The sequence below is a fragment of the Paenibacillus sp. 23TSA30-6 genome, from assembly GCF_014858585.1.
In the GTDB taxonomy this organism is placed as follows: domain Bacteria; phylum Bacillota; class Bacilli; order Paenibacillales; family Paenibacillaceae; genus Paenibacillus.
In genome coordinates this window covers 209135-226515 of sequence record NZ_SLTL01000005.1, presented here as the reverse complement: position 1 = coordinate 226515, position 17381 = coordinate 209135, and the positions used below count along the sequence as shown (strand labels likewise).

General features: G+C 48.5%; 16 protein-coding genes and 1 pseudogene. 9 read left to right on the top strand and 8 right to left on the bottom strand.

The window, feature by feature from the left end; translation table 11 throughout:
* Positions 1 to 5 precede the first annotated feature (5 nt).
* Both E0698_RS06910 and E0698_RS06905 read right to left on the bottom strand, forming a co-directional pair.
* Positions 6 to 1790: a sensor histidine kinase gene (locus E0698_RS06910; protein WP_149094288.1), complete on the bottom strand. Its 1785-nt coding sequence runs from the start codon at positions 1788 to 1790 to the stop codon at positions 6 to 8.
* Positions 1787 to 3418, bottom strand: a complete 1632-nt coding sequence (locus E0698_RS06905; RefSeq protein WP_192511053.1) for a response regulator — start codon at positions 3416 to 3418, stop codon at positions 1787 to 1789. The genes E0698_RS06910 and E0698_RS06905 overlap by 4 nt, the downstream gene beginning before the upstream one ends.
* A 143-nt stretch (positions 3419 to 3561) precedes the next feature.
* Here E0698_RS06905 and uxuA point away from each other — a divergent pair, with 143 nt between their 5' ends.
* The gene (gene uxuA, locus E0698_RS06900) at positions 3562 to 4698 is read left to right on the top strand and encodes a mannonate dehydratase (RefSeq protein WP_192511052.1); all 1137 of its coding nucleotides are present in this window, start codon (positions 3562 to 3564) and stop codon (positions 4696 to 4698) included.
* A complete protein-coding gene (locus E0698_RS06895) occupies positions 4695 to 5549 on the top strand; it encodes an SDR family oxidoreductase (RefSeq protein WP_192511051.1) in 855 nt (284 codons plus the stop codon). Before uxuA ends, E0698_RS06895 begins: the two co-directional genes overlap by 4 nt.
* Before the next feature lie 88 nt (positions 5550 to 5637).
* Here the strand turns inward: E0698_RS06895 and E0698_RS06890 are convergent, their stop codons facing one another.
* Positions 5638 to 5979 carry a cupin domain-containing protein gene (locus E0698_RS06890; RefSeq protein WP_134911983.1) on the bottom strand — a complete coding sequence of 114 codons (342 nt, stop codon included), beginning with the start codon at positions 5977 to 5979 and terminating at the stop codon, positions 5638 to 5640.
* 252 nt (positions 5980 to 6231) lie between these two features.
* Here E0698_RS06890 and E0698_RS06885 point away from each other — a divergent pair, with 252 nt between their 5' ends.
* The 4 genes from E0698_RS06885 to E0698_RS06870 all read left to right on the top strand — a co-directional run bounded on the left by E0698_RS06885 (position 6232) and on the right by E0698_RS06870 (position 9635).
* Positions 6232 to 7467: an FprA family A-type flavoprotein gene (locus tag E0698_RS06885; RefSeq protein WP_044644262.1), complete on the top strand. Its 1236-nt coding sequence runs from the start codon at positions 6232 to 6234 to the stop codon at positions 7465 to 7467.
* Between the two features lie 35 nt (positions 7468 to 7502).
* Positions 7503 to 8696, top strand: a complete 1194-nt coding sequence (locus E0698_RS06880; RefSeq protein WP_192511050.1) for an NAD(P)/FAD-dependent oxidoreductase — start codon at positions 7503 to 7505, stop codon at positions 8694 to 8696.
* 2 nt (positions 8697 to 8698) lie between these two features.
* Positions 8699 to 8869 carry a rubredoxin gene (gene rd / locus E0698_RS06875; protein WP_192511049.1) on the top strand — a complete coding sequence of 57 codons (171 nt, stop codon included), beginning with the start codon at positions 8699 to 8701 and terminating at the stop codon, positions 8867 to 8869.
* A gap of 61 nt (positions 8870 to 8930) precedes the next feature.
* Complete coding sequence (locus tag E0698_RS06870) at positions 8931 to 9635, top strand: Crp/Fnr family transcriptional regulator (RefSeq protein WP_192511069.1); 705 nt, start codon at positions 8931 to 8933, stop codon at positions 9633 to 9635.
* 288 nt (positions 9636 to 9923) lie between these two features.
* Here E0698_RS06870 and E0698_RS06865 read toward each other — a convergent pair.
* The 5 genes and pseudogenes from E0698_RS06865 to E0698_RS06845 form a co-directional block, all read right to left on the bottom strand.
* Positions 9924 to 10604, bottom strand: a pseudogene (locus E0698_RS06865) (glycosyltransferase 87 family protein); the annotation flags it as partial.
* Positions 10538 to 10723 (bottom strand): hypothetical protein, encoded by a 186-nt coding sequence (locus tag E0698_RS06860; protein WP_192511048.1) that lies wholly within the window; start codon positions 10721 to 10723, stop codon positions 10538 to 10540. The pseudogene E0698_RS06865 and the gene E0698_RS06860, both read right to left, overlap by 67 nt.
* Before the next feature lie 340 nt (positions 10724 to 11063).
* Entirely contained in the window at positions 11064 to 11708 is a 645-nt protein-coding gene (locus E0698_RS06855) for an NAD(P)H-binding protein (RefSeq protein ID WP_192511047.1), read from the bottom strand.
* A gap of 109 nt (positions 11709 to 11817) precedes the next feature.
* Complete coding sequence (locus tag E0698_RS06850) at positions 11818 to 13224, bottom strand: alanine/glycine:cation symporter family protein (protein WP_192511046.1); 1407 nt, start codon at positions 13222 to 13224, stop codon at positions 11818 to 11820.
* Positions 13225 to 13397: 173 nt separating this feature from the next.
* Positions 13398 to 13976, bottom strand: a complete 579-nt coding sequence (locus E0698_RS06845; RefSeq protein ID WP_134911974.1) for a TetR/AcrR family transcriptional regulator — start codon at positions 13974 to 13976, stop codon at positions 13398 to 13400.
* Positions 13977 to 14246: 270 nt separating this feature from the next.
* On the opposite strand from E0698_RS06845, the gene E0698_RS06840 reads away from it, so the two are divergent.
* From E0698_RS06840 to E0698_RS06830, 3 genes are all read left to right on the top strand, one after another.
* Positions 14247 to 14987, top strand: a complete 741-nt coding sequence (locus tag E0698_RS06840; RefSeq protein ID WP_192511045.1) for an ATP-binding cassette domain-containing protein — start codon at positions 14247 to 14249, stop codon at positions 14985 to 14987.
* A complete protein-coding gene (locus E0698_RS06835) occupies positions 14984 to 15745 on the top strand; it encodes an ABC transporter permease (protein ID WP_044644254.1) in 762 nt (253 codons plus the stop codon). Before E0698_RS06840 ends, E0698_RS06835 begins: the two co-directional genes overlap by 4 nt.
* A 210-nt stretch (positions 15746 to 15955) precedes the next feature.
* The gene (locus tag E0698_RS06830) at positions 15956 to 17317 is read left to right on the top strand and encodes an amidohydrolase family protein (protein WP_192511044.1); all 1362 of its coding nucleotides are present in this window, start codon (positions 15956 to 15958) and stop codon (positions 17315 to 17317) included.
* The last annotated feature ends 64 nt before the right edge of the window (positions 17318 to 17381 follow it).

Genomic DNA, 17381 nt, shown 5'->3' with positions numbered 1-17381 from the left:
GGATATCATTGAGCGGAAGAACTAAAAGACTCCCGATCCGCAGGAATGATAATACGGATCTCTGTCCCCTCGCCGGGTGCGCTGCGAATGGCAAGCTCAAAGCGGCTTCTATAGTAAAGCTTGAGCCGATAGATCACATTTTGCAGACCTATACGCTCGCCCATGTCCTTCTGACTTTGCATATATCCATATAACTGCTGCACCTGTTCCGCCGACATACCGACACCATCATCTTGCACGGTTAATATCAACTGTCCCTCCCTGTGCTCAAAATGAATCTCTATTCGCCCCCCATGCTTTAGTGGCTCAATGCCGTGAATGCTTGCATTTTCAACCAGCGTAAGCACAACCATTTTGGGAAGCAGATAGTCCAGGTCCTCGGGTCGTGCCTGCACTTCGTACTGTATCCGCTCCCCAAAGCGGTATTGCTGAATTTCCAGAAAACAACGAATCAGCTCCAACTCCTCCCGCAACGTGACTCTATCCTTGTTCCACACCAACGAATTGCGGAAAATTCGTGCCATATTATGAATAATGCGGGCTGTCTCGTCTTCATGCTTCATCAGGCTTCGCATACGTATCGTCTCCAGCGCATTGAACAGAAAATGAGGGTTGATCTGGCTGTGAAGTGCATTAAGCTGGGCATGCCTGCGTAGAATCTCCAAATTTTTTCGCTGAATATCCGCTACATAGACATCGTTAATCAATCGCTTTATTTTCAGCATCATTCGATTAAATTCACCTGTTAGCTGCCCAATTTCATCTCTCGATTCTGTACCGGGAATCAGTTCAAAATGCTGATTTTTCACCTTTTTCATATGCTTCAGAATACGATGAATGCGCACGTTCAGCGAACGTGTAATCCAGATGATGATCAAGGTAGGCAGCAGCATATTCATGCAGGTTAACAGCAGCACAAAATTGCGTGATTTCTCCATTTCATACAGCACTTCATCGCCCGACACCGCAGTCACAATGCTCCAGCCATTGAGATTACTTGTCAGCACATAATTTGTCTTGAACTCTATAGTGTCCTTGGGCTGCTGGAGGGTGCTATAGGCCACGACCTTATGATTGATATCAATCCTGGGATCGGTCGTATATTCGATTTCCCCCCGTTCGTTGAGCAGAAAGAGACTGCCCCGCAAATTCAGATTATGGAAAATCTCTTGAATGGACGACATTCGCAGCTCTATTTTCAGTATTTTCTCGTGGCCATTTTCGGAATAAAAATAATTCATCCGCCGAATCAGGCTAAAGGGATGCAGTTGTTCGCCCGTACCGTCGTCAGTACGTACAAATATAGGCTTGGACTGCCGTCCGGGCGGGATTTTGGCATACCAGGGCAAGCTTTTAACCCGCTCATCTATAAAGCTGATTCCCCCGGAATCCAGTAGAGTCGGATTATCTGTGTAGATCGTCATTCCACCCACAGAATGGTATACAGGACTGTAAGTATTGTTTAACATACGACGCAAATAAGAATCATAGGCGGCAATATATTCAGCGGGATGGGGGTATGTTTGCTCCAATAGTTCGTTTAGCTGATGATCGGTATAAAAGATGGACGAGATTTCCATCGCATCTTCAAACTCACGGTAAAACTCAATTTTGATCTGCTCCAGCGCACGGGAAATATCCTGCATACGCTGTTCCTTCACATTTTGCGAGGTGACGTGGTAGAAAATCAGATTGGTCAGCACCACTGGCACAAATACACAGAGAAAATACAGCAGCAGCATTTTATCCCGCAGACGGACATGATCAAGGGTTGAGCGTAGCATCCTCATTCGCTGCCCCTTTGCGGCTCCACACGGGTATTCAGGCTGTTGCGATATTCACTTGGTGTGGCTTGCACCATTTTTTCAAATTGGGTGACAAAATAATCCGGGCTGCCAAAGCCCACGCGTTCGGCAACTTCATAAATGCGCAAATCAGTCTGACGCAGCAACCGTTTAGCCTCCTGAACCCGTAATTGCAGCAGGAATTCGTTAAAGTACACCCCGTACGTTTTTCTGAACAATTGGCCCAGGTAGACCGGATTCATATAAAAGCGGGCTGCTATACTTTTCAGGTTAATATTCTCTGCCGCATGCTGCTCAATGTAGGTGCGGATGTGCTGAATTCCTCCCTGTTGACGCTCCTTGCGCAACACCCTAATCGTTCGGCTGCTTTCCTCGGCAAAAGCCGTAAACAGCCGCTGTAATTCACCCAGCGACAGGTTCATATCCTGCCAGCCCATCATCGGTTCTAAGGACAGAAGCGAGCGTTCATCGCCCTGCATATTTTGAATGACCCGCACAATGCTAATTACGCATTGATGCAAGTTCATTTTCACAGCCTCCGGGGCGTAATGCTGCTCACGAAAGCTGCAAAACAGATGATCTACGGTCGCATATAACTCCTCCAACCGCATCTCCTCCACCTGCTCCGTCAAGCAATCCAGTACATCCTGATGGATCGTCCTGTAGTGGAGCATTGGCATCCCCTCCTCCTGATACACGACAATGCCGCTGCGGTCATGAATGTATTTATGGAGCACCGCGTCCTTGGCACATTCATAGGACCGATGGAGATCTTGCAATCGTTGAACAGGGCTTCCCACGTATACAAAGACCCGGCTCCCCATCTGATTTTGCAGTAGCTCCATGCCCTCCAACTCCCGTTGTAGCGCTTTCATAAAAGTGTCTGAACTAGCTTCAAAGCACTCCAAAAAGAAGTCCGGCACTATGATGCCAATCCGGTTACGATGCTCATGGACGTAGAGAGGATACTTGCCGTCGATCAAACGATAAAGCGCCTGCTCTACAAGCTCCCTGAACTGGAAAAGCGACAGCGGAACACCGTTGCCATCGGAACGCCACGGATGCTGATCATTCAGCTCGACGAGCACATAGTACATATGCGCAGCTTCTCCAAGGCGTAGCTGCTGTTCCCAAGCCGTCACCACGGCATCATCCACCTCATTCACCATCAGTGTCTCCAACAGCTCGCCTGTGCGGCGACTCTGATAGAGCTGTGCATTCTGCTGCTCTTGATGCAGCCTTTTACTCAGCCTGCGCAGTGTAGACGAAAAGTCCTTCTCATCAATCGGCTTGAGCATAAAATCATGAACCCCGTAGCGAAGTGCCTGCTGTGCATAAGCAAAATCGCTGTAGCCGCTCAAGATAATAAACGCAGGATGATCCGTCCCCCGCCCGAGTACACAGCGAATCAGCTCCAATCCGTCCAGCACAGGCATACGAATATCGGTGATGACCAGATCAGGATGAACGCTACCGATCAGTTCCAGTGCATCCTCGCCGTTATCAGCCTCCCCAACGACCTCAAAGCCGCAGGCTTCCCAATCCATGAGTTGAAGCAGTCCTTTGCGGGTGAATATTTCATCATCCACCACAATGGCTCGATGCAGCTTCATAACCCGCTTCCTCCTTTCGGTTTGTGCGTCATTTTATTTTGGATAACTATTCCAATCACCTCTAGCAATATGGTAATGTGGAAACATCGGGAAATGGAAATTGCCGTTACACCTATCATATGACGAATGGGGCGGTGCAAAGCATGCGCATGGTATTTCGTTGGTTCGGTGAAGGGAACGATACAGTAACACTGGAACAAATCCGACAAATTCCGGGGGTAGAAGGACTCGTGTGGGCGCTGCACGATATCCCGGCCGGAGAAGAATGGCCTTTGGAACATATTGTGGCATTTCAGGAGCAAGCTGTACAGGCCGGTTTTCACCATGAGGTCGTAGAAAGTGTAAATGTTCATGAAGATATCAAGCTCGGACGGCCGACACGCGATTTGTATATCAGCAACTACATACGCACGTTGGAAAAGCTCGGGCAGCACGGCGTCAAGGTCGTCTGCTATAATTTCATGCCCATATTCGACTGGCTACGCACCGGTCTGCATAAGGAACTGGAGGATGGCTCGGCGGCTCTCTTCTTCGAGAAGTCACGAATTGAAGGTCTTGATCCGTTCGAGCTGGTACGCCGAATTAACGAAAACAGCTCGTTAACCATGCCCGGCTGGGAACCGGAGCGGCTGGAGCATCTGACAGCTTTGTTTGAAGCGTATACCCACGTCACGGAAGATGACCTGTGGCAGAATCTGGCCTACTTTCTGGAGGCCGTCATTCCCGCCGCCGAACGCAGCGGCATTCGGATGGCTATCCACCCCGACGATCCGCCATGGTCCGTATTCGGACTACCTCGTATTATCACAAGTCAGACCCATCTGCGCAGGCTGCTGGCGTTGTACGACAGTCCGGCCAACGGCATTACGCTATGCTCTGGTTCGCTGGGAGCCAACCCCGATCATGATATCGTATCCATGATTCATGAGTTCAAGGACCGGATTCCGTTTGCTCATATCCGCAATGTGCGTGTGTCCGCCAACGGAGACTTCATCGAAACATCCCACCGAACTCAGGATGGAACCGTCGATATTGCAGGCATCGTTCAGGCGTATCATGATGTTGGCTTCACGGGCTACGTCAGACCCGACCACGGTCGTCACTTGTGGGGAGAGGAGTGCAGACCAGGGTATGGACTGTATGATCGCGCACTCGGAATTATGTATTTGTGGGGATTGTGGGATGCGCTTACACGAAGCCAAGCCCAACACAACAACCCCACTCATCATGTGGAGTCCACACTAACCGAATCCGTTCACCCGAAGGAGTCGATCCTATGAGCACACAATCTCTACACCCTTCTCTGGCAGGCAAAACAGCAGTAGTTACAGGCGGCGCCGGAGTTCTGTGCAGCGCGATGGCCCACGAGCTGGCAAGACAAGGCGTGAAGGTGGCCATTCTGAACCGAACGAAGGAAAAAGGCCTACGCGTAGTTCATGCTATTCAGGCCGCAGGCGGAGAAGCGATAGCTGTAGCCTGCGACGTTACCGATGCCGCCAGCGTACAGCAGGCAGAACAGGTCGTACGCAACCAATTCGGCGCATGTGACATTCTGATCAATGGAGCCGGAGGGAATCACGCGAGCGCCAATACAACCCGCGAAACCTTCCGGCTGGAGGATCTGACGCAGCCGGATATCACCACCTTCTTTGAACTGAGCATTCCGGGTTTTCGCCAAGTACTGGACCTGAATTTCATTGGAACGCTTATTCCGACACAAATATTCGCACAGCGTATGACTGGACGCGCAGGAGCAGTTGTCCTGAACATTTCTTCCATGAGCGCCCCCAGCCCGATGACCAAGGTTCCGGCTTACAGCGCAGCCAAGGCTGCCATTAACAACTTCACGCAATGGCTGGCTGTCCATCTGGCCGAAGCGGGCATTCGCGTCAATGCCATTGCCCCCGGCTTCTTCCTCACTGAACAGAACCGTAGCCTGCTCACCCACGAGGACGGCTCCCTCACTGAACGTGCGGATAAAATCATTGCCCATACTCCTATGCGCCGTTTTGGTGTACCGGACGATCTGCTGGGTTCTCTGCTATGGCTCGTGGATGAACAAACATCCGGTTTTGTCACAGGGACAGTGATCCCGGTAGACGGTGGGTTCATGGCGTATTCCGGGGTGTGACCCCCCACTAAAGAAAGCCGCTTGGCTTAATGCCCAAGCGGCTTTCTTTAGTGGGGGGTTCTTTTCCTCTTCTTCTGATTTTTATAATTTATATATTTTGCGCATAGCTTTCACTTGGCGTTTTGGTCAACACCACATGCAGGCTGGAATTCGCCTCCGCACCACCCCGATAGGAAAAGCGCTCATCTCCTGTAACATGGATCATATCCCCTTGGACAATTTCCGTTTCTTCACCATTCACAGTTACAGTACCGTTACCCTCAAGAACAAGCAAATATACATTTGCTCCTGGATGATTATGTGTTGGCAACTCAGCATTAGGAGTAAAGTTGAGAATAAAAATTACATTGTCGGCTTCCTTATGCACAATTCGTTTTGTAAACGCAGCTTCTTTATATTCCTGAAACTGAATGAGGTTAGATTTTTTCATGTAGGTTCACTCTCCTGTTTGAAATTGGATTTGCCTATGATGGATTAGATACCTGGCATGTTCTCAGGTTTCAATCTATATGGTCTTATTGTATTTGATTATTACGCTCGCCTTGTGATTGCAATCACAAATATAAATTTAAGTAAAAAATACTTTTAAATATTCAAAAATTTGATTTCAATCCTCTTTTTCATCGACACATCCAACTAGAATCGAATTGTGTCAAACAAAAACAAGCAGGAGGTTGTTCCTATGAAGCCCGGATTTCAACTGGCAAAGGATATTTATTGGGTAGGAAAAATTGATAATCGTGAGGTTCCCTTTCATCGTCTTCTACTATCTAAGGGTACAACCTATAATGCATATCTATTGAAAACTGGAAAACCAACCATTGTGGATACCGTAGATATGGCGTTCGGCAGAGAATTTGCAGAAGCTGTAACCGAATTGATCGATCCGCTGGACATTCAATATATTATCGTCAATCACACGGAACCAGATCACTCAGGCGGATTGGCGGCACTTGCTTCCAAAGCAACGAACGCTACTATTGTCTGCACTGAGATTGCCGTTCCGGAAATTCAACAAATGTACAAGCTTCAGCATCGCAACTTCCTGGTGATCAAGGACGGGGATCAACTGGATATTGGAGGCAAGACGCTGCTGTTCAAGGAAACACCTTACCTCCATACAGAAGAAACCATGATTACGTACTGCATAGAAGATAAAATCTTGTTCCCTTGTGATATTTTCAGTACACACGTGGCTGTAGAGCATCTATTTGCCGATGAGGCCGGTTTTGACATTACCGAAGACTTTATCGGATACTATCAGGCTATTATTCATCCGCATCGCAGATATGTGCGTACATTAATCGAAGCTGTTTCTGACCTGGATATTGAGATGATTGCTCCTTCCCACGGCTTCGCGATCCGACATGACATTGCCAAGTTTATTGATTTGTACGCCTCTATGAGTACCGAAACCAAGGATGATAAAAAAGTAGCGATTGTCTATGCCACATTAAAAAATAATACCAAAAAAATGGCAAACATCCTGAAAGACTGCTTTTTGGAGAACCAAATCAGGGTGGAGCTATGGGACGTAGATAAGGCCGATGAAACGGAGATATTGAACAGTATTGCCTCAGCGGATGCTGTTTTCGTCGGTAGCTCTACCAAATATGCCGACATGACGGGCAAGCTGGAGGACCTGCTGCAAAAAATGCAAAAGATGAATCTGGAAGGCAAGCTTGCTGCTGCCTTTGGTTCCTACGGCTGGAGCGGGGAAGCCATTGAAGTCGTACAGGATTACTTGATCGGTACCCATATGAAGGTCCAAAGCACTTCTGATGTCATCAAGTCGACTGGTATGACGCATGTGGAATTCCCGGTACGCATTCGCTTCTCTCCTACAGAAGATGAAAAAGTGAAGAAAATTAAAAATGCTGCTGAATTTGTCTCAGATCTACTGCTTAGCGTCATTTAGCAAAGGCAGCTTATAGGGAATAGGAGAGATACTGAATGGGGAACAAACATTACGTTATTATCGGAGGCAGCGTTGCCGCCGTCAACGCGGCGAAAGCGATCAGAGATCATGATGAGCAGGCTGAAATTTCTATTTACGGGGAAGAAGCATCCCTTCCGTATAACCGAGTCAAGCTTTCCAAGGGACTATTCACTGACTTGCATAGCGACAAAATCCTGATCAAAAAGGAAAAATGGTTTGCCAATCAACGAATTCATGTTTATTCCGGTATAAAGGTCACCGCGATACATGCAGAGGACTGCACCATCGAAACAATAACTGGACAAACCGTTGCTTATGACAAGTTGCTGCTGTGTACAGGAGCTGACAACCGTAAGCTTTTGCTGGACGGAGCTTCTCTAAGGAACGTTCACAATATCCGGTTTCGACAAGATGCAGACAGGCTTAAAACAGAATTGCGACAGGGAGAACGGATATGTATTATCGGCGGCGGTATTCAAGGGGTAGAAACCGCCTGGTCCTTCCAGCAAGCCGGGTATGCTGTAACCATTCTGGAAGCCTCGCATCGGCTTATGCCCCGCCAGTTGGATGAGAAGGCCGCTTCTATTTTGAACCGTCGGATTACCGATCAAGGTACCGAGGTAAGGCTTGGACAAGGCGTAAAGCGTATTACAGGCACAGGTCACGTAGAAGGTGTAGAACTTCAGGACGGCTCTGTTATTCCCTGCGAGCATGTCGTGTATTCTATCGGAATTGTACCTAATACTGAGCTTGCTCGCCAAACCGGACTTGATATTGGACACGGCATCTTGGTGAACGCACAGATGAAGACCAGCTCCGCCAATATATATGCGGCAGGTGATGTAGCCGAGTTTCAGAATAGAGTGGATGGATTATGGGAAAGTGCCATAGAGCAGGGAAAAATAGCAGGCGCTAATATGGCGGGTGCATCCGTCAGCTATCAGCGTCCCATCCCTGTAACTCTATCGAACAGCTATGAATCCCCTCTCTTTTCCATTGGCCTAGTAGATGAACAGGAATGCGACACCAGCCTGACCAGTGAAAATCAAGCTTCTTATACACGAATGTTCATACAAAACGGCTCTATCTGCGGCGTGATCGGTTTTGGGGATGCCCTCGCTTCACTTCCATACAAAACAGCCATCATTCAGGGACTCAAACCGGACGCGCCAGAGCTTACAAAAATTTTTGGTGACAAGGAGAGCTAAAGATGAAAAAATATGTATGTCAACCCTGTGGATACATTTATGATCCTGCTTTGGGTGACCCCGATGAAGACATTATGCCCGGTACAGCTTTTGAGGACCTTCCGGAAGACTGGGTTTGTCCAGTCTGCGGTGAGGATCAAAGCCATTTTGCCCCAATAGATGATACAGAATAACAAGAACGCACTATACTTTTTAGTTTCCGGTTTATGAATGGAGTGAATGAATGTGAATGAGATGTCCTGCCCCTGCCAGTGCGAAAAGGAGCCCTGTGCCCGCAAAGTGCCTATCTTTTCCTCTTTGTCCTGCGAAGATTTGTGTAAGGTCAGCTCCATGATCCGACACCGGAAATATCAGAAAGGCGAGGCCTTGATTATCGAGGAACAAGCATCCGATACGCTGTACATTATTAAAAGCGGGCATGTCAAGCTTCTGAAAATGACGCCTCAGGGCAAAGAACAAATTCTGCACATTCTGACAACTGGCGATTTTTTTGGCGAGTTGAACATATTTAACAGCGATGAGCTGAGTAACTTTAGTGCGTATGCCTTAAAAGATACTGATATTTGTATGCTCACCAAGGATGATATGGAGCAGTTGATTCACAACAATCCCGATATCTCTTTGAAGCTGCTCAAAACCATTACTAAACGCTTGGCACATACCGAAAAGCTGGCTCAAAGCCTGGCTACCAAAGATCCGGAAATCCGTATCGCTTATATGATTCTTGAGCTTGGGCATAAATACGGAAAACCGGACGGCTCCTACATTAAAATAAATCTCCCCCTTTCACGCGAAGAAATGGCTAATTATGTGGGTGTCACACGCGAAACCATCAGTCGCAAATTCGCAAAATTTGAACAGCTGGGGATTATTCATATTAAGGGTATACGAGAGATTACCATTTGCGATGTACAGAAACTGAACGAATATATGGATTGAGGCACATCCAATGTTGTTCTGGCATGAAGAGCAACAAAAAAAGCCGCTTCTTTGGCTTAATGGTTTATGGCTGGTATACCTGCCACTCCCATTTCGCCAAAGGGCGGTTTCCTTTTTTTCACCCTAAATAATGGGCTATCTTTCAATCGTTGTGTTCACACCTTGGGGAGACGCTCCCCATATGTGCTTCCCGGAAGGAAGCTCCGGTGCAACCGTGTCCTCGGCGGACTTGGCCTGAATCGTGGCGGACTTGGAGCAATCCCATACCACTTTGACCAGATACCCAAACAGCAGCACGGACATATAGGGACTGAAAGCGTCCGTAGAGCCGATTTTACCGATCACATATAAAATATAAATATAGAACGGCGGATAATCACTTGATCCGTTCGTGTAAAATCCCGTTAAGCTATCCGCTGCTGTTGTAGCCCAGTTCCGGAATAGCATTAAATCCATGTGCCCCGATATCCACGGCGCTATCGCCATTCTTAAAAAGAATCCCACACCAAGCACGGTCCATAACATCAGCCCCCGGTTACGTTCCCCGATCTTCCATACACTGGCCCGAAAACGATACCCAATGAATACAAACGCACCGAAGAACAAAGCGGCAAAGATCGCCAGCGGAGTCGCATAAGCAGATGAAGAATGTCCGCCTCTTCCACCGCCCATACCAGGGCCGCCGTTACCGGACATACCGCCCGGACCTCGCTGTTGCCCGTCTCTGACAGCACTGCCGCCCCCGGAGGTAGACGTGTCTTTCCCGGCCATTGTACCTTTATCACCCGATGTCGATGTACCTTGGGTGGATGAATCGGCAGATTGGCCTGTCGTACCTTGACTCTTACCGTCAGAGCTGTACATGGTATCCGTCGAAGTCGAATTGGAGCTGGTATCCTGCCCTACATTTCCTGCTCCACGATTTCCAGCGCTCTGTCCGTTCGAGGGGCGTTGCCCCGGCGCTCCCATGCCTCTACCGGGTCCGCCTCCTCCTCCAAATCCGCCGGACGGGCCCTGTCTAATAGCAGCAGACTGGGATGCCGAGCTGCCAGAATAACTCCATAACGAAACCACACTAACCACTGCACACAATATGAGACTGAACAGAAGTATATATTTTAGGCGGTTCTCTTTCCACACGTTCAAATCCGATGCACCTCTCTCTGTATCTATTTTCCTCATATTGTATCTGTCATAGCTGAGGGCATCGTGAGTTCTGGCTGAAAGTTGGCTGAATACAGAATCATTTCTTCACAAATTGCCGCTCCATCTCCTGAATGGCCCGTTCGAGTGAGTCCTGTGGATGTTCAAGCAGGTTGCCATGTCCGACAGCCAGCAGAGATGGTTTGAATCGCGCCAAAAGGCAGACCCGGAATAACATCCCTGGTCTGCCTCTCTCCAACTATGATGTGAATGCTCCTAAATCCATCAACCCTGCTGGATAGCCTCAGCAATGGGCGTGCTGCCTGACGCCAGATTAATCGCACGGTGATACGTCTGCCGTTCATCCAGTGCCGCTACCACTACTGCCGCTACATCCTCACGGGAAATGGTGCTAACGGAAGAATCATCTCCCGTAGCGACCCTTCCGATACCGGGATCATCTGTCAATCCACCCGGACGAAGGATCGTGTAATCCAGATTACTCGCTTCCAGCAAGCGATCTGCATAATGCTTTGCCACGTAATACGGCTTAATCGACTCAGGCCATTGCTCCCGATTCTCCGCATGCCTTGCGCTGACCATAATGAAGCGGCGAATGCCTGCCTGCTCGGCAGCTTCCATAGCCTTGACTGCTCCATCGAGGTCGATAAGCAGGGTTTTGTCCGCGCCTGTTTTGCCACCGGAACCTGCCGTGAATACGATAGCATCGCTACCCTTTACGGCTGCGGCAATGTCGTCAACCGTTCCTTCGAGATCAGCAATCACCGTTTCCGCACCCAAACGTTCAAGCGCTTCGGCCTGATCCTGATTGCGGATCAACGCCTTTACGCGATGCGAGTCATTTTCACCCAGCAGACGAACAAGATGTCTGCCTACTTTTCCATTTGCGCCAATCACCAGTACGTTCACAATATCCCTCCTGTATTCGCAGTCTCTCATCTACATTATACAGAAGTATTTTACCCATATGGTTCAAGTCGCAATCAGATTGGTATGTCGAGTTTGTGATCAGGTTGTCTTACAGCTTGGCTTCCCGCTCCCAGCACTCCACTTGCTCCAGCCCCGGAATGCTATCTTTGTAGAACACAGGGTCGTGACCCGCCTTTTTCTGCCGTGAATAATCCTTTAAGGCTGCAAAAGCGACTCGGGATAAAAGGGCAATGGCAATCAGATTGACGACAACCATCATGCCCATAAATAAATCAGCCAAATCCCACACCAGTTGCACCTTGGCCACCGCTCCAAAAATCACCATGCCGATTACAGCAGCGCGATACAGCCATACCCAGATTTTCTTGGATTTCATAAACTCGATGTTCGTTTCACCGTAATAGTAGTTACCGATCAATGTGCTGAAAGCGAACAGGAATACCATGATGGCAAGAAAACCGGACGCCCACGGGCCGATATGCACACTAAGAGCCGCCTGGGTCAGCTCAATCCCGCTAAGTCCCGGCTTCGTATACGCCCCGGATAACAAAATAATCATTGCCGTGCTTGTACAAATAATAAGCGTATCCGTTAACACTCCAAAAGCCTGAATCAAGCCTTGCTTGACCGGATGGCTGGTGTCTGCGGTAGCTGCCGCATTCGGTGCGCTCCCCATTCCTGCTTCATTGGAAAATAAACCACGCTTGATGCCGTGCATCAGAGCTGCCCCGAGGGAGCCTCCCGCAACCTGCTCGAAACCGAACGCACTGCGTACAATCAGGGACAATATATGCGGCAATTGCTGAATATTAATGATTACAATAAACAGCGCAATTCCGATATACAGCACTGCCAGTACAATGACGATATATTCCGACATTTTGGCAATCCGCTTGATACCCCCAAAAATAATGACCGCAAACACAGCCGCCATCAGCAGACCCACGACCAGCCGACTCGTGCCGAAGGCATTTTCAAAAGCCAGCGTAATCGTATTGGACTGCACCGCGTTAAAGACCAGACCAAAGCTCAGTGTAATCAGTATCGCAAAGACGATACCCATCCACCGCTTTCTCAATCCGATCTCCATATAATACGCCGGACCGCCACGGAATCCGTCTTTGTCCTTCACTTTATATACTTGGGCTAATGTACTTTCGACGAAGCTGGAGGCCGAGCCGATGATCGCAATGATCCACATCCAGAACACTGCACCCGGCCCACCCAGCGCAATGGCAAGAGCAATCCCCGTAATGTTACCCGTACCCACACGTGCCGCCATGCTGATACAAAATGCCTGAAAAGGCGAAATGCTGTCTCGGGAGCCGCGTTTTGATTCTTTGAGGACCCGGAACATGTCTCCGATCATTCGTACTTGCAGACCCTTAGTGCGGAACGTAAAAAATAGCCCCAATGCGATCAGCATGACAATTAACAACTTGGACCAGAAAAAGTCGTTAATTACACCGATCACATCCTGTAAAACCTGTTGCATCCACAATCCCCCTAATATCCTTTGAATCATTTCCTCTGTAAAACCGGTTCCACATCCGGCTGTTAAGCAGTATTTTTCGAGTATATCAATTTTTTGCCGCACAGAACAGATAATTATACATTTTACTGAATAGAAACCATTACCAGGAAAGAGAACCGTGTTCGCTTCTCATGTTATCCCCGTTTCTGCTGCACATGCAGACCTGTCAAAAAAGTGTTCATCATGACTTCAATACTCCGATCCACTTCCACGGGTAAACCAAAACCGCCATTTTGTTCGAGCGAGGCAAAACCGTGAAGCAGACTGCGGAATCCCCTCGCCGCATGAACACAATCCTCTTCCTTAAATCCGTAGCCGCTGGACAGAACAGAAATAACAAGCCCCGCTACGCGATCCGCAGCACGCCTCATTTCGGGATCGTTTCGATCGGTTGCATACAGCATCGCTTCATACAAACCGGGTCGCTCGCGGGCATATCGCATATAGGCTTTCCCCATAGCGGTCATTGCATCGTCACCCGCTCTGCCAACCGCCGCGCTCATCAAAGCTTCCTCCAACTGTCCCAGGCTGTGTAGAGCCAGCACTTGGCGCAGTCCGTTCAATCCGTCCACGTGGTTATACAAAGACGGAGGGCGAATGTGCAGCTTCTGCGCCAGCGTGGTGAGCGTAACATCGCCCATCCCCCGTTCATTGGCAATGTCCTCAGCAGCCTGTAAAATATCTTGCAGCTTCACTCCGTTTCTGGGTGACATCAGCATTTCTCCTTTAATCGAATTTCTATGTAAAGCATTTACGTTCGTCTATATATTGTACTTTCGAGCGTTAGGAATCGAATGATGCAAAATGCTGACGTATAAATATACATAATGAATCTCATTTCTATTTTAACTAATTCTGTTAGTTTATACAAAGAAGTTATGGTTTGCAAGCATATCAGCATTTACTGATATAATGAACGAAACAAGATCATAGAGCGGGTCTGACCACTTTTTCAATCCCATGCAAAGGAGATAGCTATATCTATGGAGTCCAAGTCACTTCCAGCCATTGAATTTAAAGACGTCACCAAATATTTTACCGGGTCTGAACAGCAACGTGCTGTCCTGAACGGAATTACAGCAAGAGTCTCTCCCGGCAAAATCACCACGCTGGTCGGCCCGTCCGGGTCTGGCAAAAGCACGCTGCTTTCACTGTGTAATCTTCTACTGACGCCGGATGAAGGGGGAATCAGCGTATTCGGCAAGCCCCTTTCCGAATGGGAAATCCCTGAACTGAGACGAAAGGTCGCACTGGTTTTTCAGGATGCCCCCATGCTGCAAGGAACCGTTCTGTATAATCTTCAGACCGTAGAACGGTTGCATGGCACGGTGCTGCATGACCCAGGCGACCTGTTAGAGCGTGTAGGGCTTACCCGCGATCTACTGGAGCAAAAGGCGCAGGAGCTATCCGGAGGTCAAAGACAGCGCTTGGCCTTGGCGCGAACGCTTGCGAACCGCCCGGATATTTTACTGCTGGATGAGATTACTTCCGCACTGGACCCGGCCTCGGTCAAAGAGGTAGAGGAACTGTTGCTTCAAATGAACAAAGAAGAGGGAACGACGATGATCTGGATTACGCATCATATGGAACAAGCACGCAGAGTAGGCCATGAAACATGGCTGATGATCGACGGAAAGCTCGTGGAGCAAACGGATACCGAGACTTTTTTCCATGCACCACAGCACAATGAAACCCGCAAGTTTATAGCAGGAGAATGGGTATGACGATTGTTGCCCTGATTCTGTCCCTCGGTTTTGTGTTCATCGCCATCGTCATGTCCAAATCCTTCAAGCTCGGTCTGGATCGGGATATCATTATCGCCACGATCAGAGCATCGGTTCAGTTGCTGGCCATCGGATATGTGCTGCATTTGATTTTTGGAATGCAAAGCTACGGATTTATCGTATTATTCATTCTGCTCATGATCACTGTGGCCTCCCAAAATGTCGCGCGCAAAGGAAGATTCATTCCCGGCCTGATGTGGAAGTCGTTCCTGACGCTGCTGTGTGTGGAAATCGTTACACAGGCATTTCTGATTGGTCTGCATATCATTCCGGCGACAGCCCGATATATGATTACGATTAGCGGCATGATCATTGGCAGCTCCATGATTTTGTCCAGCCTGCTGGTATCCCGGCTCAAGTCGGAAGTGCTGCTGCGCAAGCCTGAAATTATGCTCATTCTGGCACTGGGCGGCACGCCGAGACAAGCTATTTTCCCGATACTCAAGGATTGCATACGCTCCAGTATGATTCCAACCATTGAGGGACAGAAAACGCTGGGGCTGGTCCAGCTTCCCGGCATGATGACCGGGCAGATCATCGCAGGTGCCAATCCGATTGCCGCCGTCCGATTGCAGTTGCTGATCGTATTTACCACCATGACCTCTGCGATTTTGACCAGCGTACTGCTCAGCCTGTTTATTTATCCGGCATTATTTACCCGCCAGCAGCAGCTTCGCACAGAAGCATGGGAGCGCTAATCCCTATCCAACACAGCTTTATTTTGTAAAAGTCTATCTGCCAGATGATCGGTAGGTAGGCTTTTTGGTGTATATTCTTGTCCCTGCACGAAAAGATATACTGTGATTTTATATCATCAGGCTTACAATATACATATATAGGTTAAATGTCGACCTAAGAGAGAGAGCATAGAAATAAGTCATCTAACAACACACAAAGGAGATAAAAAGATGAACAATCGTTTATTAATCCAAAACGGCTGTGTACTCACGCTCGATAAGACAATGGGTGATTTTAAAAAAGCGGATATTCTTATCGAGGGGAAAAAAATTATCGCTGTTCAACCGGAGCTAGAAGCATCCGATTGTGAAGTTGTTGACGCTACAAACATGATTGTTATGCCGGGATTCGTGGATACACATCGCCACACCTGGGAATCTGTCGTTCGTAATGTAGGTGCCGATTGGTCGCTCGAAAAGTACCTGGGGCGTATGTACTATGGGAATATTGGAGCTAAATTACGTCCGCAGGATGGATATGTAGCGAATCTGCTTGGCGCACTGGAAGCATTGGATGCAGGGGTTACCACGCTACTGGATTGGTCGATGATTAACTCACCCGACCATACGAACGAGCTGATCCGGGGCTTGCAAGAATCGGGAACAAGAGCGGTCTTTGCCCACGGAGTTCCTGGTGATGGCGAATATTGGTCCAGAGAAAGCCAGATACGACAATCCGATGACAGCAGACGGGTGAAAAAGCAGTATTTCTCATCAGATGACCAGTTGCTTACCATGGGGCTAGCCATAAGAGGGCCGGAATTCAGCGCATGGGAAACAGCAGTCGATGAGATTCGATTCGCTCGGGAGCTCGGTGTGCTGTGTACAATGCATTTAGGGTTCGGAACATGGGGTTCGGTGGATCGGTCGATTGAAAAATTGCATAAGGCTGGACTACTCGGACCGGAGCTTAACTTTGCCCATGCCAATACACTCAGCTATGAGGAGTATAAACTAATCGCAGATTCGGGTGCCTCCATTTCCGTTACTCCGGAAATCGAAATGATGATGGGGCATGGTTATCCGGCTACAGGGTTGTTTATGGAGAACGGAGGAAGACCGTCATTAGGGATCGATGTCGTAGTATCGACCGGTGGAGACATGTTTGGGCAAATGAAGTTCGCCTTGCAAGCAGAACGTTCCAGAATCAATGGAAAGATTTTATCCACAGGAGAAATGCCGGTGGAACTCACCATTTCAGCACGGGACATTTTAGAATTCGCGACGATTGACGGTGCCCGAGCATTAGGACTGGATCATAAGATCGGTACATTAACTCCGGGAAAAGAAGCCGATCTGATTATGATTCGAACCAACGACCTGAATATGTTTCCGGTAAATCATCCAATCGGTGCTGTTGTACAATGTGCCAACACGAGCAACGTCGACTCAGTGTTTGTGGCTGGGAAAGCTGTCAAACGGAACGGAAAAATGCTGCATGTAGACATTCAACGTTTGCGCAAGTTAGCCAATGAGTCTAGAGATTATATTTTCTCACAATACGGGGTGCCTGAAGAAGCATGGCCAATCTGATTTGCTGTAGGGTGCCATGCAACTCAAGTCAAATATTCCTGCATTCCGCCTGTTAAGATGGAAT